We start from the raw sequence: 19,762 nt of genomic DNA on the forward strand, positions 1-19,762 counted from the left end.
TCATCATGTTGTGAGAAAGCCGGTCGCCCGGCAGGGTCAGGCGCGGTAACGCACCTGGAAATCCAGCATTTGAAGCCGGATCACATCACCACCGGTTTCCGAGGAACCGTCCCGGCGGGATATCTCTTTGCAGCGGATAACCGAACCGCTGCGAAAACTTGTCAGGGTTTGCGAGACCAGCGGCACAAGGCCGATCAGGTGACCGTATTTCTCGGCTGCGACATTCACTTGGATGCGCGCGGTCTCAATGTCTGTCCGCTCGGTCAGCGAATACCCTGTGACATTGCTGATCCGCTGCAGGCTGATGCGCGGAAAGCCCACGTCCGCCCCGAACACGCCCCAGACCACGGGATAGCCAAGCGTCTTCAGCAGGTCTTTCAGCTCACCTTCCATGCTCATCTTGCCGCCCTTTCCGCCTTGCGGCGTGCGCGCTCGACCGTCTTTTCGATTTCCTTCCACGCCTCACGCTTCAGCGTTTCCAGCATGGTCGCCTGGTGCGCATCCCAAGCCGGGCGCATGAACGGGCGTGCGGGCATGGCGCCCACGGATTTGCCAGACTTCTTGTGAAAGCGCTGCACGGTGCCGAACTCATAAAGGTGCGCGTGCGGTGCCGTGTCGCCATCCGGCATGACCGGCCCCACATAGAGAACCACCTTGCTGCGACCGCGATCCATGCGGGCATCCCGCCGCTGGCTGGCCGCGAGCTTGCTGGTCACTGCCACCTTGAAGTTTCCACCCGAAAGGCCTTCTGCAGCTTTGGCCACGGGCTTCAGCGTCTTCTTCATCGCCCGCCGCATCGTGCCCTTCGCAGTCCCGCGGGCCAATTCCGCAAGGGCGCGCTCGATATCGCCCGCGCCTTCCATCTTGAATTTCATGGCCATGTCAGTCTGCCCCCTTCACCAGCCGCCAGGCCGTGAATTCCAGCCGGTCGCGGTACCCGATTTCCTTCACCCCAGTGATCCGCCAGTCATCCCCCTGAAAGCGGATCCGGAAGGCACCGGTGACCGCTGCAAGTTTTGCTGTCCAAAGCACCTGAAACCGGGCATCCGTCTTCTGCTCAACCGCCGCCGCCCGCTGCCGCTCGCCATCGCTGACCGGCTGATAGGCAGCCCAGGGCATGGCGAATTCGTCCCAGCCCGCCGCCTCCTGTTCGCCCGCTTCATTCTCCGTGAAGGCGGCCTTCAGGATGAGGATGCGTCGATCACGCTGCGCAATCCGCATCACCGCCACCAGGTCTTGAAGTTCGCAACCAGCCGTCCGATCGACAGCGGCACCTCTACCGGCGCGCCCTCGAACACGACCGGCTCCCGCGCCTTGTAGAGATGCGCCGCGAACAGCAGTACGGCATGACAGACCGGCTTGGGCACGGCGTTTGCGGTAGCGCCGTATCCCGCGACATACTCAATCCGCAGCGGTGCGCGATGCAGCCCGTGGCGCGGCCACGCTGACGCCGCAGCCACCCGAAACCTGCCATCGTCCTCGAACAACTCGATCGAGGCCTCGGGCACCGCCTCCCAATTTCCGGCCGAGGTGAAAACCTCGACACGGGCCACGCTGGACACGGGCGCCAGAAACAGCTCGACCGACTGCCCCCGCGCAGGCACTGCTTCAAAGGTCTCGCGCCAGGTCTGGCTGACCAGCGCCCGCGCAAGTTCGCCATCAGCACCGTCGAACTGCGCGATCGCCGTATCGAGGCAATGCTGCAGAAACTCATCATCGTCGCCCGGCTCCACGCGCAAATGCGCCTGCAACTTGGCGAGTTCCACCGGCGCAACCGCAGGCGGGCTGATAAGGGTCAGGGCCATGGGGCGATCCTCCGGAGGTCTGCACCGCAGCAGCGCTCAGCTGCCACGGCTTGGTTCAAGCTTTCGATTTGCGTGCAGGCTTGGCTGCGGCCTCGGTGGCCTCGGTGGCCTCGGTGGCCTCGGAACGAGGTGCGGGCGGCTGCGCCTTCGCGTCAACCAGTTCCGCATATTGCGCACGGAGGAGGTCGCGTCCCAGCTCGTCGGCGACGGTGGGCGTCTGTCCCACGGTAAAACTGCCGAAGGGACCGGCGCAATTGGTCGTGATCTTGATCTTCATGGGAAGTCCTCGGGAAAGAGAAATATAAAGGCGGCCCCCGAGGGGACCGCCGCAACCGGGCTGGGTCAGGCCGCAGCCATCTGCAGGGTTTTGATCGCCTTGGTCTGCGCGGGGGCACCGTCGATCCGGTGAACACCCATGATGCCAAGGTTGGGGAAGAACTTTTCGCGCGCCACGCCGATGAGCGGGCTTCCCACCTTGCGGACGTAGTATTCCGAGAAGTCCCCGAAAGCGATCGGCTTGGCCCCGGCCGAGATCTGCGCCATGGCCTGGTTGAAGGACACCGGCTTGTTGTTCAGCGTGGCCGGCACACCTTTGGTCACGTCGCCATCCGACCAGATGTAGCGCCCGTTCGTATCCTTCAGCTTGCGCAGTGCTTTCACGGTCTGGTCATGCATCTGGAAACGCACTTTCGGGCCGCCACGGTAGGCAGGATCCACCGAATGCTCCAGATCCATGATCTCATCAAAGGTCAGAGCAGTCGCCGCCGCAGCGGTGTGACCGACCGGCGCGCCGGTGACGAAGCCCAGCGGCTCATTGGTCCCGGTGCCGACCGTCAGCCACTTGTTCCCCTTGCGACCAAGGCGCTCGCCGATCAGCTTGGCCAGCAGAGCTTCGAAGCCAAAGGAGGAATCCTGTGCCAGCTCAAAGGACCATTTGATCCAGGGCGTTACCAGCCCGTAGGCCAGCAGAGACGTCTTGGCGAGGATGATATCGCCGGAATTGTCATCCACGCCTTCGTCGCCCTCGGTATGGGGGTTCGCCTCCTCGTCCGTGTCATCGACCTTGGGCAGATCAAAGGGCGCCCCGTTGGACAGGTTGATCTCGGTGGCGATATTGCCATCCATCATCGGGCCATGCGCCGCGGCCGCAATGTTGATCGCATTGGCCAAGGTGGTCGGCACGAGGAAACCACCCGTCGCCCCCGAGCCGGTCGATTGGGCCCGCTCTTCGCGATACCCCGCGCGCAGGGCATCGCGCGCCTCCTTGCTCAGCTCGGACAGGTCGGCACCAGAGGCAAGGTACTGGCGGAAAGCTTCCCGGTATTCGTCGCTGACGTTCTCGCCGGGGGAATGGCTGCGATCTTCCTGCCCGGGGCGGCGCTCTTCACGCTCTTCGCGCTCACGCTGTTCGCGGCGCTGTTCCTCTTCCTGCTTGGCCTTCCAGGCGCGTTCTTCGCGATCGGCCTCTTTCACCAGGTCATCGTACTGGTCCATCATCGCATCGAACTTCTCGTTCGCTGCACGCGCCTCATCCTTCGGCGTCTTTTCAGTGATGCCATCCCGGATGCCGGTGGCCTCGGTCAGCAGCTTCTGCGCCTTCTCGCGCAGCTCCTTGATCTTCGACATATCAAACCCTTTCGGTTGTCTGGAAACTGCGCTTGCCCAAGGCGCGAATTTGCTGGGCGGGCCGGTCAGGCCAGGCCGGACAGACGCGCGCGCATCTGCATCTGGCGGCGATAGAAATCACTGTCGCCGCCCAAGGCCGCGGTCTTTGACCGCAGCCCGATTTCGGTGCCGTCATAGGCAGGGTCCGTCACGATCGAGACATCGAACAGCTGAACCGACTGGATCGTGCGCAGGGCAAAATCCCCGGTCTCGTCCCAGGTCTCCTTGTCGGCAATGAAGGCAAAGCTCATCTTGGACATGTCGCCCCGCTTCATTTTCGGCAGGATCCGCTGCACGTCCGGATCAGACGGGTCCAGCGCGGTATCAACACGCAGGCCGCGCTGATCCTCCGCCAGCTTCAGCGTGCCGGACGAGGTGCGCGCCAGAGGCAATCCGACATGGTCGACCAGAAAGGTGACGTCATCACCGCGGGACAGCGCCTCGGCAAAGGCACCACGCTCGATCACCTCGGCCCAACCCCAGCGGTCCAGCGGGCCGATCTCCGCCCGCTCTCCGAAAACGGCCGCATAGCCGGTGACATTGATCAAATCGCTCCCGGTGTCGGCGTCGCGCAGCTCAATGGGCGCGACGGCGCAGAAACGCACCTCGCGTTGCGGGTCGCTCATGGCGGCCTCCTCTCAGTCTGTGTCGGTTTCCTGTCCCGCCGCGCCCTCATCGGGTTCGGCATCATTTTCAGGTGCGGCCCCCGCCGCGCCTTTGGCAAAGGCCTTGCCAGCCAGTTCGATCGGGACCGTCGCACCCTGCACCAGCAGCGTATCGCCGCCCGGCAGCGGCGCCCGGTTCTCCAGCGCGCGGCCTTCGTTCGGGGTCATCAGACCGTTCTGGATCGCCTTCACGATCGCCTCGATGCGGGTCTTGAAGTCGCCGCGCATGATCCCGTCGAGGTTCAGCTTGACGTAACGCTTGGAGCCACGCCCGAAGATCTTCAGCGTGAGCTCCTGCTCGAACTTCTTCACCCAGCGCCGCAACGTGTGCTTCACCAAGTGCAAATCCTGATGCTCGATGTTGTTGTAATTGCCCTTGCTCAGTTCCTGCAAAAACACCGGAGGCAGCTGGTAGATCCGGGCCACCTGCCCGACCGCAAAGATCTGCACCGGCGTCAGCTGCATCTTCTCCGGATCATCGCCGAGACGCACAAGATCGTGACCGGAGGGCAGCGGCAGAACCGGCTTGCCTTCCTCTGCCGACCGGCGGGTGACCTTCATCAGGTCCGCCGCCGCCCGCATCATTTCCTTGGCCGCCGTGAACGGGCCTTTCAGCACGTAGGGCGGCACACCGTTCTTGCCGAACACCGTCAGCGCGTAGCGGTTGGCGTTCAGCCCCTGCCGGATCGCGCTGGCGCAGGTCATCACCGGGTTGTGGTGCCCCACATGATCCGGCTTCAGCAAAAACGCGATATCGATCACGTCCTTGCCCTCATAGGTCTTCACCTTCCCCGAAGGCTCCCGATAGTCGTAAAACAGTCGCCCCTTCACCTTCCGCACGGTGGTGCGGTCGTATTCCATCGGGAACAGGTTCACCGCCTTGCCCCCGCGCCGCTCGACATAGGTGTAGGCACGCCCGGGCCCGAACACCTCCGCAAAGAAAGTCTCCCGCCAGGCAAAGCTGGTTGTGCTGTCATTGACCGCCGCGCCGAGCACATCGGCCACGCCACCGCTCACCTTCTTGTCGCCGCCCGGCTCGCCGGTCTTCTCGAACACCTCGACCGGCAATCCCGCCATGGCCGCCGACAGGAAGTTGATCGCCGCCCAGACGCCGGGCAGCGACAGCGCCTCTTTCATGGTGACACCTTCGGTCACCTCTCCGCTCAGCACTTCCGCGATCGTGGCCTCGCCGCTGTCCACGACCACCTGCGCCCGGTCTTCCACGGGGGCCGCTGCCTGCGCCGCCGTGCCGCGCCGGAAAATTCCCGTCAGTCCCAAAGTGTGTCCTCCAGCGAGTAATCATCATCCGCCCAGGGCGATTGTTCCGGCTGCCCGCGTTCCCGGCACAGCGCCATCCCGACGGACATGCCGAGCGACACCATGCCGTCGATCCGCCCGTGCGCCTTTTCCTTGTCGAACATCCGGTGCCCCGTCCGGTTCTCGGCGTAGGTCACGGAGGCCGCCATACTGTCCAGAAGCGGGTTCTTCGCGACGGTCAATCGACCGTCATAGATCGCGTTCTCCAGCTTGTTGATCGAGTCGGGCATCCACAGGTAGATCTCGACCTCCTGCCCCGGGTTGGTCGGATCGGGCACCTTTTCAAGCACCCGTTTCTGGAACCCCTGCGGATGAACCTCGGTCGGCAGCACCAGCCCCTTTTCCGTCAGGCTATCCTTCAGACGTTCCAGCCCGTATTGGTCGCAGGCGATCACTTCCGGCTGATAGCGCGAGTTCAGATCCGCGAGCGCATCCGCCAGCCACGGATACTTCAACCGTTCACCCGGCACCGCCTCGATGAACTTCCTATCGACCCAAAGCTCATAGGGCGCCTGGTCCCGCGCCGAGCGATCCAGCAGCGTATCCTTCGGCGTCCAGAACCATGTTTTTGAAACCAGCTTTTCCGCGTCCTTTGTGGCGTCCAGCACCCAAGTCAGCGTCAGCGCGGTAAAGTCCCTGACCTGGCTAAGGTCGAGACCACCGAAGCAGGGATAGCCCGCCTTGGTCAGCGCCTCCGGGTCCACATCACCGTGACAGGCGGTCCAGGCGTCGCGCTTGATCGCCGCCTTGACCGATTGCGTCCACTGGCAGAAGTGCAGCCGCGCGATGCCATTGCGCTTGCCCGGCATCATCTTCGCCTGTTTCACCACCTCGCGCAGATAGTCTTCCTCGATCGTCTCCCCCAGAAGCGGGTTCACCTTTGGCCAGCAACTCGGGTCATTCTCCCAGTCATCGCCCTCATCCAGTGAGCAGATGAAGGCAAAGGTGCTGTCATCCTCCTGCACGCCGGTCACCACGTTTACACCGTGCTGATGCTCTTCCCAGCAAATCGACTTCTTGTCGGTGCCGGAGTTCGTCGCCATGCACAAAAGCGGCTGCTTGCGGAATTTGAAGCCCCGTTCCAGCATGTCGATTACGTCCCGGTTGGGATGCTCATGCACCTCGTCTGTCAGCGCGCAATGTGGCCGCGGGCCAGACTGCGCTTTTTCGGCCGACAGCGGCTTAAACTTCCGCTTGTCCCCGCCGCGCCCAACATAGGTCATCTGCCAGACCGGATTTTCGCCTTGCTGTGACACCCGGCGCTTCAGGACCGGCGACTGATCGACCATCGCCACCGCGTCTTGGAACAAGATGCCCGCCTGGTCCTTCTTGGCCGCTGCCGCATAGACCTCCGCCCGCGGCTCCCCATCCGCCACCAGCATGTAAAGACCGATGCCGCCGAGCATCGGCGACTTGCCGTTGCCCTCTTCGTCATAGAAGCGCTTGAACCGGCGCAGCCAGGCACGATGCGTGGTGCTGTATTTCTTCCACCCGAACAGCGAGCCGATGCGAAACGCCTGGCTCGGGTGCAGGTGAAACGGCTTGCCCTCGAACTGCCCGCCGTTCAGCCGCAGCACCTCGGGAAAGAAGTTGATGGCCCGCTTCGCGGCGGCCAGATCCCATTTCAGGCCGCGCTTCGGTCCCTCGACCAGATCGCGCAGATGCCGCGCCGCCGCCGCCCGGACATATGGCCCCGCCACGATCTTCCCGGCCACCACGTCCTGCGCCCAGGCTGTCACCGGATCATCCTCGTAGGAGACCGGCTCAACCGCGTCGGTCACGTCAGATAGCTCTCCGGCCCGTTCGGGTCTGGGAAGTTGAACCCCATCTGCCCGCCGCCGGACAGCCCCCGCTCCGCCGCAGGCGTCATGCCAAAGTCATTGGCCAGCGCCCGGATCTGCCGGAAGGTCTCATTGAGTTGGGCAACCTCCGGGCGCGCCTTCAGTTGCTTGCCGTTGCGGGTCTCGCTCTCGTAGGTCTCGCCGGTTTCTTCCAGCTCCAGGGTCAACCGCTCATGCCGGACCACCGCGGCGCAGAGCTGGCGGAACATGAACACGTTGTGCGGCTTCAGACGATCGACGGTTGGGTGGCACAGCGGCAGCGCCAGGCGATCGAAGGTCCAGCGCAGCTCACCGGTCAGTCCTTCTGGCCGCAGCTCCTCCAATCGGAGCCGGGCGCGCTCATCAAGGTTGTGCAGCTGGCCCCCGTCTTCGGTGAGCGGCACAACCTTTTCTTCTGCTGGTTTCCGCCCCCGCATGACCCTACCTAACTCCTTCTCCAGTGTGGCTTTTTCTATTCAATTTCCACTTTGCGCACAGAAAGGTTCCCCCTCCGGTTTCCACCCGAAGCGGATTTTCTTGCGCCCCTCCCCCTCCCGTTCGGAACGGGTCGGCAACCCTACTCATTGGCCGGATGCATCGGATCCAGTGGCCAGCCGTCCTCGCCACGCTCTTCCGAATAACCCCGCGTCTCCAGCCGCTGCTTGTTCTGATCGTGGTCATCCGGGCAGAGCGTCTGCAGATTATCCGGATCCAGAAACAGCGCCTTGTCCCCGCGATGCGGCACCAGGTGATCCACCACCAGGAAGCGCCGCCGCGGATTAGGCTGTTCCACACCCGCCGAGGTCAGCGTGCCGTCATTCACGATACCGCGCCGCAAACATGCCCGGCACAGCGGTTCCTTCTCAAGGTGCTGAGGCCGCAAGCGCCGCCGCCAGGCCGAGAGGTTGTAGAGGTGGTGGTATTCACTACGGGCCGTCATACGCGAACCCCCAAAGCAAAAGCGCCCGGCAGTTTCCTGCGGGCGCAATTTGTGATGATGCATATTCATTGGCACGCAGTCGGACTAACCGTCAAGCCCCTTCGTCACAGGGTCACAATCTTCGGTTGCCGCACCGGTCCGGCCATCCGGTCTAACGCGGCCCCAAGCGCCAGCTGCAACGCCTTGATATGCTTGCCAGATGCCCGCTGCCCATCGCCCACCCAGCCGCAGGCCTCGAGCACCTCGGACAGCGTCCGGTCTTCGATGCACACCATATCAACCAGCTGAAGGTCGCTGATCAGTCGACGGCGGTTGCGATCGGAGGGGCGCACCCGTCGCACCTGCATTGCATATCCCGAACCGACACGGCGGCGCAGGCGTTCGATCTCTTCCCGGTCGCGCAGAACCGCATCCATGAATGCGCCGCCCTGCCCGCTGCCTCCCGACCGCACCGCTTCGATCGAAGAGCATTGCAGACCTGCGCAAGCATGTCGCTCAACCAGATCGCGGTAGTGACGGCCCATGGCCACCTGCCCCGGTGTAAATGGCGCTGGCCGCTTGCGACGGGCGGCGCTGGCCGCCATCACGTCAAACGTGTCAGCGCAACGCATGGCTGACCTGCCGCGATACCCCGATGGCGCCGCTTGGAACTCATCTTCCCCTGTCGGATAGAGGCTCACCGGCTCGAACACTTGAAACGGGCCGCGGGCTGGAGCCTCAGGGATTTCATCCCCGCAAACGCTCGGCACTTTGCCGCGTGCTTTCACCGCCTCGATACGTGCCGCCTCTTCCTCGGCCCGCGCTGCGCGCGCGGCCAGGTACGCCGCCACCGGTTTCAGATCCGCGCCTCCGTCAGGCGCAACGATTACGATATGTTCAGTCATTCGAAGCCACCGCCTCAACGATCCGTTTGCAGCGGTCAAGCGCCGCCTCTCGCCTTGCACGAAACTCCCGCTCAGTGTCCGCAACGATAAAGCCACGGGCTGCTTGTTCGTCTTGCTTCTGCAGCCGTTGCCGAGCCTCAACCGCCCGCTCGCGAATTCCGCGCAGGTCATATTCCTTCGGCCAGCAGCGGTTCTTGCGCAAAAAGGACAGCAGCTCCGGCGCCCAGTCCTCCGCCATTGCGGCTCGCCCGATCGCACTTGCAAAGACGGCCCGCATCAACGGTGACGCGCTGTCTGCGGGCGGCTGGATCTCCGCCGCCCAGGTCAAGAGTTTCGCCGCGATCGGAAAGCGGTTGCCATCACGACCGCCCGGGCGAGCGGCCGCCTGTTCGGCCAGCGCATCCAGGTTCATCTCGCTCATGTAGGAAAGCCGCCCACACAGATCGTCAATCATTGCTTCAAACTGCGCCGCAGTGACGCCAGTGGGCCGCGCCAGACCCAACCGCTGCAGCGGCTCGACCAGGCGTTGCCTGACCCGGCGCTCCGCCTCGGCCTGCTCTTTACTGCTCATAGCCCATTTCCCCTCTTTCTCAGCAACTACACGTTTTTCTCAAACACTCACCTCGCGGCGGCCCCAGTAAGGTGTTCTGTATTCTTCTGTTTTTTATTGTCCTGTCCTGTAGGGCAATTTCACCGAAAGACCTGAAATCGTACTGAAATCAGGTGAAATCATTTCACTTCATTTCAGATGAATTTCACTTCCGCGCGGCACTGATCGGCGTCACATCCCCGGTGTAACCAAGCACCTCGACCATCGCCGCCCGCACGTTGTCCGGCGTGATGTACAACTCGGAGTGCTCGAAGTGCTCCGCCAGCGCGGTGATCGCTCGGTCGTCCTTGATGATGTGATCGGGCGCGCCCATCTCCGCCATCTTCTTGCGGATCTTGTGCTTCTTGAGCGCCAGCCGCCCCGCCTCGCGCGCGGCATCCCGCCCCCGCTTGCGCTTGTACATGTCCTGGACGATCTCCTCGATCAGACCGGGATGCCCGAGGCGCTCCTCCGCCTCGCCCGAGCGGGGGTCCTCGACAAGCACAGTCACCCAGCCATGCAGCACGGTCTCGCGAACCTCCTGCCATTCGCTGACAGACCGGAACCGGGCTATGTCGGCCAGCTCCAGGTCATCCGTCGGCAGCGTGCCCGCCGGATCCTGCCGCATCGCCTCCGACCACAGGATCAACGCGGTGCCGATGTCCGCCCGTCTGCCGGTCATGACGCATTTGCTCAGGAACCGCGACGACAGGAACTTGTGCCCGTAGAAGGGAAACCAGTCGTGCGAAGACAAGGTTTCCCCGCGCTGCAATGGCCAAGTATCAGGCGTCCGCCCGTCCAGACCGTCAACCACGTCTTTCACAGCCCTACCTCCGGATCATTCGGCCCGCCTCCGTCCAGAACGAAGACCGGCTTGTTCATTTCGAGCGCCAGAAAAGCCGCCTGCCAGACCCCGGCAGATTGCTGCCAGCCCGGTAGCGTCGGCACGACAACCAGGTCCGCATGGCGCACCGGTCCGGTCGGATCCTCGACGGCAAGACCGGCCTCCGAGGCCATGAAAGCCGGAGACAGCGGCAGGATACCGACTTGCGCCAGCATCCCCATCCAGGCAACGGCAAGATCTGCAGCCAGCACCGGCCCGCCGTCGAACCCCGCGTATGGCGTGGCGAGGCAGGCAAGTTTGCCTGCCGCTATCGACGCCACATCAGCCAGCAAAGCGCCCTCATGCAGCAAAGCAGCGCATCCAGCGCGCTGGCGCAGCCGCTGCCAGTTGTACGGGCCCGAGAAATCAAGCATGCACCACCTCCGCCCAAAAAGGGGCGCGCAGCAGCGAGGCCACCGCGCGCCCAAGGTCCACAGGGAGGTGATTGGGGGCCACTCCCAGGCGCGCCTGCCCCCGGTCAGCGCTCAGGCAAAGGTACATGGCGGCCCCACCTGCAGTGTTGGGAATGATCGCGCTTGAAACGCTCATGCCGCCCGCTCCAGCGCTTTGCCGAAAAACCTGGGCGCGCCAGGGTCCGTCAACATCACCAGCAGCGCGATATGGCTCGCAGGCGCAGTCACCGCGCCCCACCAGTTCAATGCCGTCTGGAAACTCACGTCACAGAACAGCGCAACCTCGCGCGGGCTGCGGAAACGAGCGCGGAAGTAGGCCGACCAAAGATCTGGCGCCTGGGCCTTCAACGCGTAAGGGTCAAACTGATTTGACCAAGACTTTTTGGCCGTGCCCGCTGCATGCTGCTGGTATGAGGTACCGTTGTTCACAATCAAAGTCAGCTTGGGGCGATTCATGCCGCAGCCTCCCCCTGCGGATCCTTTTCGATCAGCTCGGAGCACGAAGCCTTGCTCATGTCGAGGAACGAGAAGAACCTCTTAGGAGGCGCATCAATGCCCTTTTCGACCGCAAGTTGGCACAGCGCATCATACCAAGAGGCAGGCAAGACACCCGCTTGCATGTGCGTATGTACCGTTGTGCGACCTTTCCCAAGCCGGTTCGCGACCTGCCGGTATCCACCCAGCGCTTCTATGAACTTCCGTGTATCCATACGGAAGCGTTAGTCCGAATTTATCGGACTTTCAAGGTACGACGAACAGAAAGTTCATTTTATTCGGATTTGGGCTAGTCAATCAAAATGGACATCGACAAAAAAGAACAGCTCGCAAGGACCGGTGATGTAAGCCCTGAGGCAATCCGCCTCCGGCTTCTGGCGGCACGCCGGACCACCGGCCTACAACAACTTGAAGTGGCAAAGGCGCTCGGCCTCAAAAAGACGACCTTTCACTCCCAGGAAAGCCGAGGAGCGCCAAGTATAGCTACGATGAAATACTACTATCGACAGCACAGGATCGACTTCAACTTCATCCTGCACGGCGATTTCGCGCAGCTCCCCCAAGATGTTCAGGATCGCCTTTTCGCTGCATTAGAAGCCGAATAGTCCACACGGGATCAAACAGCAAATTCAAGTCCAACCCCAAGCACCTCAACCGCGCAACCAATCTAATCAATCTATGCTCTCCGATTCTTAAATCCCCCCACTTATCCGGGAAGCAAACTTCACCGCCTTAATTTCAGGTGAAGCTGATCCGATTTTTTTGAACTGACAGCTTGACGCGTCCGCATTTTTCGGACTACCAATCACTCTATCAACCGATGGAGGATTGAATGCAAGACATCACCAACACTGCACGCCAGATCGTCGGATCACCCGAAGACTATCTGGACGATACACACCTGTTCACTCAGGCATGGGCCACGATGAAAGCCGCACGCGGCCAAGGCTTCGACCCCGCCCGGCTGCGTGCAGCGCACCTGATCGACCGGCCCGAACCTGCGCCGGAACCTACCGACCAGACCCTTGCCCGTGTCGGCGCAAAGGTGCGCGCACTCATCGCGGAGAAGAACATCCCGGTTCCACACCGCGATGCAGCCTGACCCGAGATCGGCCCGCGCCCGCCCGACCACAAACTCAGCGGCGAGCCGCAGTGTCCGATCACCACCGCGGGCACCACCCCAACAGAAATAGCCGAGTAGCGGCGCGTGATGGAGGATTGACGCGCCGCTTTTCTTTGAGGTTTCGCGCCCGTCTTGCGGCGCGGATCAACGCGGGCGGCGCAATCCTCCATTCCATCCGCCGCCCGCGACCATCCAAGGACAGGACACCGATGCCGTCGACAGCCCAGGAAATCTACGCTGCCGCCCGCGCCCTGCGCGCCCGCTGCCGGTTTGGCCAGGCAATGCTGCTGCAAGAATTGGGCGGCAAGCTTACGCCCGAAAGCATGGATCCGAGCGACCGGTTCGACTTCGCGGCGACACGCTGGCACCTCTCCCTGCTGGGCCTCTCGGCCTCAGGCAGCGACATGCCATCGGCGCTGGATGCCTGGCTTCGCGCCGCGCGGATCCACCACACCCTCGACGGCACTCGGCGCGCGACAGATGGTCGACCTGACTGCCCTTACAACGGCGCTAAGCCATTGCCGACAAATACAAATCGACTTAAGGATAGAATCTGAAACTGAAACCATCACACTGGACACGTTTCATCTCGCGGGACCGGCCACCCGCACCGCCGGGGCGCGGCAAACAGGCCACCACTCACAGATCCGCGCCGCGCCCCACAATCCCAAAGAATGCCGACCGGCTCCCTTCGCCGAAGCGCATTTGAAAGAGGATGAATAGATGGCAACCATTCAACCTGCGGCCTTACGTGAAGCCAACGCTGCCGCCTTTTTGGATCTTTCGGTGACGAAGTTCCGCTCCCTGGTCAAACATGGTGCCCTGCCCGGTCCAGTCCGACTGGCGGACGGCGTGGAGCGTTGGCGCGCCGACGATTTGCGCGCCATACTCAGCGGCACGGCCGCACGGCCATCAGAGGACTTTGAGCTTTGAAGAAGCCTCCCAAGCCCAGGATCACCAAGCCGAACCTCGCCTGGAAGTGGAACGGTCGGCGCGGCATTTGGGATCCTTACCACCGGGTCACCTGGACGGAAGGCGGCAAGCGTCGCGAGCGAGCGGTGAAACTGGATTGGCAAGGCGATGCGGAACGCCTGGATGTGCTCTACTGGGAGTGCGCTGCAGGTAAACACCAGCGACAGAAGGTCCAAGCACAGTATACTTGGCGCGCCCTCATCGAAGCCTGGCGAAAAGACCCTCGAATCCAGGGCAAACTCTCCGACGGGACCAAAAAGACTTACCGGCGAGACATGGAGGGCATTCTCGAAAAGAACGCCGACAAGGATGTCCGGCGCACCTCCAAGGCCGCGGTGCGTGCAGCCCACGCCAAGCTCGCCGACACCCCGCGAAAGGCCGATCGCTACCTACAGACGATCAGCCTGCTGTGGAACTATGGCGCGAACAAGCTGGATTGGCCGCTCGGAGACAATCCAACGAAGGGCGTGGATCACTACGGCAAGCAGCGGGAATATGAACCGTGGCCGCAATGGATGGTCGATAGGCTGGACGAAGCACCCGAAGATGTGCGCGCAGCAGCAACGCTGATCCTGAACACTGGCCAACGCCCGAACGCTGCAATCTCGATGCGCTTCTCGGACTTTGACGGCGAATGGATGAGCGTCCTGGACGAAAAGAACGATGAGCGGATGGAGGTCTACTGCCCCCAGGAACTTCGGAACTTTATCGCCGCGGCGCCACGCAAGGGGGCCTATGTGCTGGCCAAGAACCTTACTCAGCCGCGTGGCTATTGGGCCTTGTCCAAAGCCTTTCGGGAGTGGCGCGCCAGTCTCGGACCCAAGGCCGAGAAGTACGTGCTACATGGTCTGCGCAAGCTCGCCATCATCCGCCTCGCCGAGGCCGGATGCAGTGATGCCGAGATCCAGGCGGTGACAAACCAGAGCGCCGAAATGGTGGCCTACTACCGCGCCCGCGCAAGCCGAAAGGCCCTGTCACGCTCCGCTCAACTGCGCCGAAAATAGGTTGGACCAGAACGGGAACGAAAGGAGACTGTGGGAGCAGGTTGTGGGAGTGGCGCAGTTTCGACGATTTCCGCACTTCGCAAAGAGAAAGAATTTCCCTTTAAAATCAGTGGTGCGGACGGCGGGACTCGAACCCGCACGGCCATAAGGCCAGGAGATTTTAAGTCTCCGGTGTCTACCATTCCACCACGTCCGCAGGTGGCACCGGGCGGCAGTGCCACGCGTGCATGGTCTAACCTCCTGTCAGCATGACGACAATGTCTTTTCTCGCCGAATACGCGCATTTTTGCGCCGTCAGAAAACCCCGTGGGCGCGCGCTGCCGAGAACAACGGAAATCACAGGGGAGCCAGCGCCTCATCCTCTTTTACGGCCTGCATCGCCACATAGGTCGACGTCGAAGCCACGTGCGGCAGGGCGGAGATCTTCTCGCCGAGCACCGCCCGGTAGTCGCTCATGGAGCGGGTGCGAACCTTCAGGAGATAGTCGAAGTGCGATGCCATCAGATGCGCCTGCTCCACCTCCGGCAACCGTGTGACCGCGGCATTGAACTTGGCCAGCGCCGCCTCTCGGGTGTCGTTCAGCTTGACCTCGACGAAAGCGACGTGATCCAGCCCCAACCGGATCGGATCAACCAGCGCCCGGTAGCCGGTGATGATCCCCTCCGCTTCCAGCCGCTTCAGCCGGGTCTGGGTCGGCGTCTTTGACAGACCGATCCGGCGTGCAAGATCAGCGATCGAAATGCGCCCGTCCGTGCTCAGCTCGTTCAGAATCGCGATATCGTGACGGTCCAGATCAGAAAAGTCCATTTGCACTACCGAGCATCCAAATTTTGTCCATTTGACCTACACCTACAGAGATTTTGGGCAGTTGTCCTGACATTTTGGATATAAAATCCACCAAAAGACCTGCACCTTTGTGGAGTTTCCCCGCATGACTGCCAATACATCCCTGCGCCACCGTATCGACGCTGGCACCTATGTCGACCAAACCGCCATCCGTGATCAACTGATCGCCCAGGCCGCGCTGAGCGCGGAAGACCGCGCCCGGATTTCGGCCCGTGCTGCCGCGCTGGTGCGCGATATTCGCGGCCACTCGGCCCCCGGCCTGATGGAAGTGTTCCTGGCCGAGTATGGCCTGTCCACCGACGAAGGCGTGGCGCTGATGTGCCTTGCCGAAGCGCTGCTGCGGGTGCCGGATGCCGACACCATCGACGCGCTGATCGAAGACAAGATCGCCCCTTCCGACTGGGGGAAGCACCTGGGCAAATCGACATCCTCTCTGGTCAACGCCTCGACCTGGGCGCTGATGCTGACCGGCAAGGTTCTGGACGAAGAGCGCAGCCCGATTGGGGCACTGCGCGGCGCCATCAAACGTCTGGGCGAGCCGGTGATCCGCACCGCCGTCAGCCGCGCGATGAAGGAAATGGGTCGCCAGTTCGTGCTGGGCGAAAGCATCGAGAGCGCCATGAACCGCGCCGCCGGAATGGAAGCCAAGGGCTACACCTATTCCTACGACATGCTGGGCGAGGCCGCGCGTACCGAGGCCGACGCCGCCCGCTATCACCTGTCGTATTCCAAGGCGATCTCCGCCATTGCCGCTGCCTGCAACAGTGACGACATCCGCAAGAACCCCGGCATCTCCGTCAAACTGTCGGCGCTTCATCCGCGCTATGAACTGGCGCAGGACGCCAGCGTGATGGAACATCTGGTGCCGCGCCTGAAGGCGCTGGCGCTGCTGGCCAAGGCCGCCAAGATGGGCCTGAACGTCGACGCCGAGGAGGCCGATCGCCTGTCGCTGTCGCTGGAAGTCATCGAAGCGGTGGTGTCTGATCCGGCACTGGCGGGCTGGGACGGCTTTGGCGTGGTGGTGCAGGCCTATGGCCCGCGCACCGGGCTGGCAATCGACGCCCTGCACGAAATGGCAGAAAAATACGACCGTCGCTTCATGGTGCGGCTTGTGAAAGGCGCCTACTGGGACACCGAGATCAAACGCGCCCAGATCGAGGGGGTCGACGGCTTCCCGGTCTTCACCTCCAAGGCGCTGACCGACGTGTCCTATATCTCCAACGCCCGCAAGCTTCTGGGGCTGACCGACCGCATCTACCCGCAGTTTGCAACCCATAACGCCCACACGGTCTCTGCCATCCTGCACATGGCCGAGGGCATGGACAAACAGCTGTTTGAATTCCAGCGCCTGCACGGCATGGGCGAAACCTTGCACCAGATGGTGCTGGAACAGAACAAGACCAACTGCCGGATCTACGCCCCCGTTGGTGCCCACCGTGACCTGCTCGCCTACCTGGTGCGCCGCCTGCTGGAGAATGGCGCCAACTCCTCGTTCGTGAACCAGATCGTCGATGAGAATGTCGCACCGGAAGTCGTCGCCGCCGATCCCTTCGCCCAGGTTGGCGAGATCAGCCGCAAGATTCCGACCGGCCCCGAGCTGTTTGCACCCGAGCGCCCAAACTCCAAGGGGTTTGACCTTGGCCACGCGCCAACCCTCGCCCGGATCGAGGAAGCCCGCGCGCCCTGGCGCGACCATCACTGGCAGGCCGGCCCGCTGCTGGCAGGCGAGGCCCAGCCGGAACCGGCGAAAGATGTTACCAGCCCAACCGACCTCAGCACGGTTGGCAGCGTCCGCCAGTGTAGCGAGGCCGATATCAATCTGGCGCTGAGCGCCGCCACCCCCTGGAACGCCCCGGCAGAGGAACGCGCCGCAATCCTGAACCGGGTCGCCGACCTCTATGAGGAAAACTACGGCGAGCTGTTTGCCATCCTCGCCCGCGAAGCCGGCAAGACCATCCCCGACGCGGTGGCAGAGCTGCGCGAAGCGGTGGACTTCCTGCGTTACTATGCAGCCCGCATTCCCGCGGCGCCGCCCGCCGGTATCTTCTCCTGCATCTCGCCGTGGAACTTCCCGCTGGCAATCTTCACCGGTCAGGTTGCCGCCGCCCTGGCCGCAGGCAACGCGGTCCTCGCAAAACCCGCCGATCAGACACCGCTGGTCGCCCACCGGGCGGTACAATTGATGCACGAAGCAGGCGTGCCGCGTGCCGCCATGCAACTGGTTCCGGGCCGCGGCAGCGTGGTTGGCGCCGCGATCACCTCGGATCCGCGGGTTGCAGGCGTCGCCTTCACCGGATCAACCGCGACTGCGATGCGCATCCGCCGCGCGATGGCCGAGAACCTGAAACCCGGCGCCCCCCTGATTGCCGAGACCGGCGGCCTCAACGCGATGATCGTCGACAGCACCGCCCTGCCCGAGCAGACGGTACAGGCAGTGATCGAAAGCGCCTTCCAGTCGGCCGGACAACGCTGCTCGGCGCTGCGCTGCCTCTACCTGCAGGACGACATCGCGGACACCGTGCTGAAGATGCTGAAAGGCGCGATGGACTGCCTGCATCTGGACGACCCCTGGCACCTGTCCACAGACAGCGGCCCGGTGATCGACGAGACCGCCCGCGCAGGCATCCTTGCCCACATCGACAAGGCGCGCGCCGAAGGCCGCGTGCTGAAGGAACTACGCGCCCCCCAAGGTGGCACCTTCGTCGCCCCGACGATGATCGAGGTGCCCGGCATCAGCGCCCTCGAGGAGGAAATCTTTGGCCCGGTCCTGCATGTGGCGCGGTTCAAGTCGCAAGATCTGGACAAGGTGATTTCCGACATCAATGCAACCGGTTACGGGCTGACCTTCGGGCTGCATACCCGCATCGATGACCGGGTCCAGCACGTCTGCGACCGGGTGCATGCGGGCAACATCTATGTCAACCGCAACCAGATCGGCGCCATCGTCGGCAGCCAACCCTTCGGCGGCGAGGGCCTTTCCGGCACCGGACCGAAGGCCGGCGGCCCGCTCTACCTCAGCCGCTTTTGCGCCCCCGACCGGCAGCAGGTGTCGGACAGCTGGACCAGCACGGTGACAGAGCTGCCCGCAGCCAGCGGCACCCCGGCACAGCCAGTGACCACCACCCTGCCCGGCCCGACCGGCGAGTCCAACCGCCTGACGGTCTCCGCGCGTCCGCCGTTGCTGTGCATGGGTCCGGGCGCACAGGCGTCCGCCGAACAGGCGCGGGAAGTGATCAGCCTCGGCGGCACTGCGATCACGCCATCCGGCATGCTGGAGCTGGACAAGCTGGAAACCATCGAGGGCATCGCCGGTGTGCTGTGGTGGGGCGACGAGGCCACCGCGCGCGAGATCGAGAAGCGACTGGCAAAGCGTGATGGTCCCATCATCCCGCTGATCCCCGGCAAGCCCGATCGCGCCCGCGTGCTGGCCGAGCGCCACGTCTGCGTCGACACCACCGCCTCGGGTGGCAACGCCGATCTGCTCGGCGGAATGGCCTGAGCTATACCATATAAGCGCTTGACGCTGGGCCCTTTACGGCCCAGCGTTCCGCAATGTTCCCGTTGCGCGACCACAACCCCTCAGGCCGGACGCCCTATGTCGTCTACGTGCTGATGGCGGTGAATATCCTGGCCTATGCCTATTACTCGGCCACCTATGCCAGCCCGCGCGCGCTGGCCTATTTCTATGACAGCTACGCCATCGTGCCCGCCGAGATTAGCCATGGCTACGGGTTGGGAACGCTGTTTACCTCGATGTTCATCCACGGTGGCCTGATGCACCTGGGCGGCAACATGCTGTTCCTCTGGATCTTCGGCGACAATCTCGAAGACGAAATGGGCCACCTGCGCTTTCTCTTGTTCTACCTGGTCAGCGGCATCGGAGCCGGTCTGATACATGTGATCTCGGCGCCGGGATCAATGGTGCCGACGGTGGGCGCTTCCGGGGCGATTGCCGGGGTCATGGGCGGCTACCTGCTGATGTTTCCCCGCGCCCGCGTCGATATTCTGCTAGTGCTGGTGATCTACTTCCGCATCTTCACGATCCCGGCTTTCGTGATGCTGGGCGTCTGGCTGGTGATGCAATTCTTTGGCGGCCTTCGCGCCGACCCCAACCTCGGCGGCGTCGCCTACTGGGCGCACGCCGGTGGGTTTGTCACCGGGCTGCTGCTGTGCCTGCCGCTGTGGCTGCGCCGCGGTGGACCCGCGTACTGGTCCCGAACCGCTGGCCAACCGCCGCATCCTGAACGCCCGCCTTCCTACGCCGCCAGCCGCATCCCAAAGTTGCCCCGCGCAAGACGCAAACCCGGCCCCTGGGGAAAGTGATCCGTGGAAATGGATGGA

General features: G+C 63.1%; 26 protein-coding genes and 1 tRNA gene. 7 read left to right on the forward strand and 20 right to left on the reverse strand.

Annotated elements, in window-relative coordinates; genetic code table 11:
- Positions 1 to 36 precede the first annotated feature (36 nt).
- The 18 genes from AB9K35_RS15815 to AB9K35_RS15900 form a co-directional block, all read right to left on the reverse strand.
- Complete coding sequence (locus AB9K35_RS15815) at positions 37 to 399, reverse strand: hypothetical protein (protein ID WP_369927509.1); 363 nt, start codon at positions 397 to 399, stop codon at positions 37 to 39.
- A complete protein-coding gene (locus tag AB9K35_RS15820) occupies positions 396 to 881 on the reverse strand; it encodes a hypothetical protein (RefSeq protein WP_369927511.1) in 486 nt (161 codons plus the stop codon). Before AB9K35_RS15820 ends, AB9K35_RS15815 begins: the two co-directional genes overlap by 4 nt.
- 1 nt (position 882) lies before the next feature.
- On the reverse strand, positions 883 to 1,221 hold the full coding sequence (locus AB9K35_RS15825; RefSeq protein ID WP_369927513.1) for a head-tail adaptor protein: 339 nt from the start codon (positions 1,219 to 1,221) through the stop codon (positions 883 to 885).
- Positions 1,221 to 1,805 (reverse strand): hypothetical protein, encoded by a 585-nt coding sequence (locus AB9K35_RS15830; RefSeq protein ID WP_369927515.1) that lies wholly within the window; start codon positions 1,803 to 1,805, stop codon positions 1,221 to 1,223. Before AB9K35_RS15830 ends, AB9K35_RS15825 begins: the two co-directional genes overlap by 1 nt.
- Positions 1,806 to 1,860: 55 nt before the next feature.
- Entirely contained in the window at positions 1,861 to 2,082 is a 222-nt protein-coding gene (locus AB9K35_RS15835; protein ID WP_369927517.1) for a hypothetical protein, read from the reverse strand.
- 65 nt (positions 2,083 to 2,147) lie between these two features.
- On the reverse strand, positions 2,148 to 3,431 hold the full coding sequence (locus AB9K35_RS15840) for a phage major capsid protein (RefSeq protein WP_369927519.1): 1,284 nt from the start codon (positions 3,429 to 3,431) through the stop codon (positions 2,148 to 2,150).
- 65 nt (positions 3,432 to 3,496) lie between these two features.
- Positions 3,497 to 4,096 carry an HK97 family phage prohead protease gene (locus tag AB9K35_RS15845; RefSeq protein ID WP_369927521.1) on the reverse strand — a complete coding sequence of 200 codons (600 nt, stop codon included), beginning with the start codon at positions 4,094 to 4,096 and terminating at the stop codon, positions 3,497 to 3,499.
- A 12-nt stretch (positions 4,097 to 4,108) separates the two neighbouring features.
- Positions 4,109 to 5,413 carry a phage portal protein gene (locus tag AB9K35_RS15850; protein ID WP_369927523.1) on the reverse strand — a complete coding sequence of 435 codons (1,305 nt, stop codon included), beginning with the start codon at positions 5,411 to 5,413 and terminating at the stop codon, positions 4,109 to 4,111.
- Positions 5,404 to 7,233, reverse strand: a complete 1,830-nt coding sequence (locus AB9K35_RS15855) for a terminase large subunit (RefSeq protein WP_369927525.1) — start codon at positions 7,231 to 7,233, stop codon at positions 5,404 to 5,406. The genes AB9K35_RS15850 and AB9K35_RS15855 overlap by 10 nt, the downstream gene beginning before the upstream one ends.
- Positions 7,230 to 7,709 (reverse strand): P27 family phage terminase small subunit, encoded by a 480-nt coding sequence (locus tag AB9K35_RS15860; protein ID WP_369927527.1) that lies wholly within the window; start codon positions 7,707 to 7,709, stop codon positions 7,230 to 7,232. Before AB9K35_RS15860 ends, AB9K35_RS15855 begins: the two co-directional genes overlap by 4 nt.
- 140 nt (positions 7,710 to 7,849) lie before the next feature.
- Entirely contained in the window at positions 7,850 to 8,212 is a 363-nt protein-coding gene (locus AB9K35_RS15865; RefSeq protein WP_369927529.1) for an HNH endonuclease, read from the reverse strand.
- Between the two features lie 104 nt (positions 8,213 to 8,316).
- Positions 8,317 to 9,096, reverse strand: coding sequence for a hypothetical protein (locus AB9K35_RS15870; protein ID WP_369927531.1), 780 nt, complete (start codon positions 9,094 to 9,096; stop codon positions 8,317 to 8,319).
- Positions 9,089 to 9,667 (reverse strand): hypothetical protein, encoded by a 579-nt coding sequence (locus tag AB9K35_RS15875; protein ID WP_369927533.1) that lies wholly within the window; start codon positions 9,665 to 9,667, stop codon positions 9,089 to 9,091. Before AB9K35_RS15875 ends, AB9K35_RS15870 begins: the two co-directional genes overlap by 8 nt.
- Before the next feature lie 184 nt (positions 9,668 to 9,851).
- Positions 9,852 to 10,508, reverse strand: coding sequence for a hypothetical protein (locus tag AB9K35_RS15880; protein ID WP_369927535.1), 657 nt, complete (start codon positions 10,506 to 10,508; stop codon positions 9,852 to 9,854).
- On the reverse strand, positions 10,505 to 10,942 hold the full coding sequence (locus AB9K35_RS15885; RefSeq protein WP_369927537.1) for a DUF1937 family protein: 438 nt from the start codon (positions 10,940 to 10,942) through the stop codon (positions 10,505 to 10,507). Before AB9K35_RS15885 ends, AB9K35_RS15880 begins: the two co-directional genes overlap by 4 nt.
- A complete protein-coding gene (locus AB9K35_RS15890) occupies positions 10,935 to 11,117 on the reverse strand; it encodes a hypothetical protein (protein WP_369927539.1) in 183 nt (60 codons plus the stop codon). Before AB9K35_RS15890 ends, AB9K35_RS15885 begins: the two co-directional genes overlap by 8 nt.
- Positions 11,114 to 11,437, reverse strand: coding sequence for a hypothetical protein (locus AB9K35_RS15895; RefSeq protein WP_369927541.1), 324 nt, complete (start codon positions 11,435 to 11,437; stop codon positions 11,114 to 11,116). The genes AB9K35_RS15890 and AB9K35_RS15895 overlap by 4 nt, the downstream gene beginning before the upstream one ends.
- The gene (locus AB9K35_RS15900; protein WP_369927543.1) at positions 11,434 to 11,691 is read right to left on the reverse strand and encodes a carph-isopro domain-containing protein; all 258 of its coding nucleotides are present in this window, start codon (positions 11,689 to 11,691) and stop codon (positions 11,434 to 11,436) included. Before AB9K35_RS15900 ends, AB9K35_RS15895 begins: the two co-directional genes overlap by 4 nt.
- Positions 11,692 to 11,778: 87 nt before the next feature.
- Here AB9K35_RS15900 and AB9K35_RS15905 point away from each other — a divergent pair, with 87 nt between their 5' ends.
- The 5 genes from AB9K35_RS15905 to AB9K35_RS15925 all read left to right on the forward strand — a co-directional run bounded on the left by AB9K35_RS15905 (position 11,779) and on the right by AB9K35_RS15925 (position 14,575).
- Positions 11,779 to 12,081, forward strand: coding sequence for an XRE family transcriptional regulator (locus tag AB9K35_RS15905; protein WP_369927545.1), 303 nt, complete (start codon positions 11,779 to 11,781; stop codon positions 12,079 to 12,081).
- Positions 12,082 to 12,308: 227 nt separating this feature from the next.
- A complete protein-coding gene (locus AB9K35_RS15910; protein WP_222453858.1) occupies positions 12,309 to 12,578 on the forward strand; it encodes a hypothetical protein in 270 nt (89 codons plus the stop codon).
- Positions 12,579 to 12,808: 230 nt separating this feature from the next.
- Positions 12,809 to 13,156 carry a hypothetical protein gene (locus AB9K35_RS15915; RefSeq protein WP_369927547.1) on the forward strand — a complete coding sequence of 116 codons (348 nt, stop codon included), beginning with the start codon at positions 12,809 to 12,811 and terminating at the stop codon, positions 13,154 to 13,156.
- Between the two features lie 166 nt (positions 13,157 to 13,322).
- Positions 13,323 to 13,532, forward strand: coding sequence for an AlpA family transcriptional regulator (locus tag AB9K35_RS15920; protein WP_222453860.1), 210 nt, complete (start codon positions 13,323 to 13,325; stop codon positions 13,530 to 13,532).
- Positions 13,529 to 14,575 (forward strand): tyrosine-type recombinase/integrase, encoded by a 1,047-nt coding sequence (locus AB9K35_RS15925; protein ID WP_369927550.1) that lies wholly within the window; start codon positions 13,529 to 13,531, stop codon positions 14,573 to 14,575. Before AB9K35_RS15920 ends, AB9K35_RS15925 begins: the two co-directional genes overlap by 4 nt.
- Before the next feature lie 110 nt (positions 14,576 to 14,685).
- Here the strand turns inward: AB9K35_RS15925 and AB9K35_RS15930 are convergent.
- Positions 14,686 to 14,771 (reverse strand) — tRNA-Leu (locus tag AB9K35_RS15930).
- A 140-nt stretch (positions 14,772 to 14,911) separates the two neighbouring features.
- The gene (locus AB9K35_RS15935) at positions 14,912 to 15,382 is read right to left on the reverse strand and encodes an Lrp/AsnC ligand binding domain-containing protein (RefSeq protein ID WP_222453862.1); all 471 of its coding nucleotides are present in this window, start codon (positions 15,380 to 15,382) and stop codon (positions 14,912 to 14,914) included.
- Positions 15,383 to 15,506: 124 nt separating this feature from the next.
- Between AB9K35_RS15935 and putA the strand changes: the two genes are divergently transcribed.
- Both putA and AB9K35_RS15945 read left to right on the forward strand, forming a co-directional pair.
- Positions 15,507 to 18,920, forward strand: coding sequence for a bifunctional proline dehydrogenase/L-glutamate gamma-semialdehyde dehydrogenase PutA (putA, locus tag AB9K35_RS15940; RefSeq protein ID WP_369927552.1), 3,414 nt, complete (start codon positions 15,507 to 15,509; stop codon positions 18,918 to 18,920).
- Positions 18,921 to 18,973: 53 nt separating this feature from the next.
- Positions 18,974 to 19,744, forward strand: a complete 771-nt coding sequence (locus AB9K35_RS15945) for a rhomboid family intramembrane serine protease (RefSeq protein WP_369927554.1) — start codon at positions 18,974 to 18,976, stop codon at positions 19,742 to 19,744.
- Positions 19,745 to 19,762 lie beyond the last annotated feature (18 nt).

The sequence above is a fragment of the Leisingera sp. XS_AS12 genome, assembly GCF_041224635.1.
Classification (GTDB): domain Bacteria; phylum Pseudomonadota; class Alphaproteobacteria; order Rhodobacterales; family Rhodobacteraceae; genus Leisingera.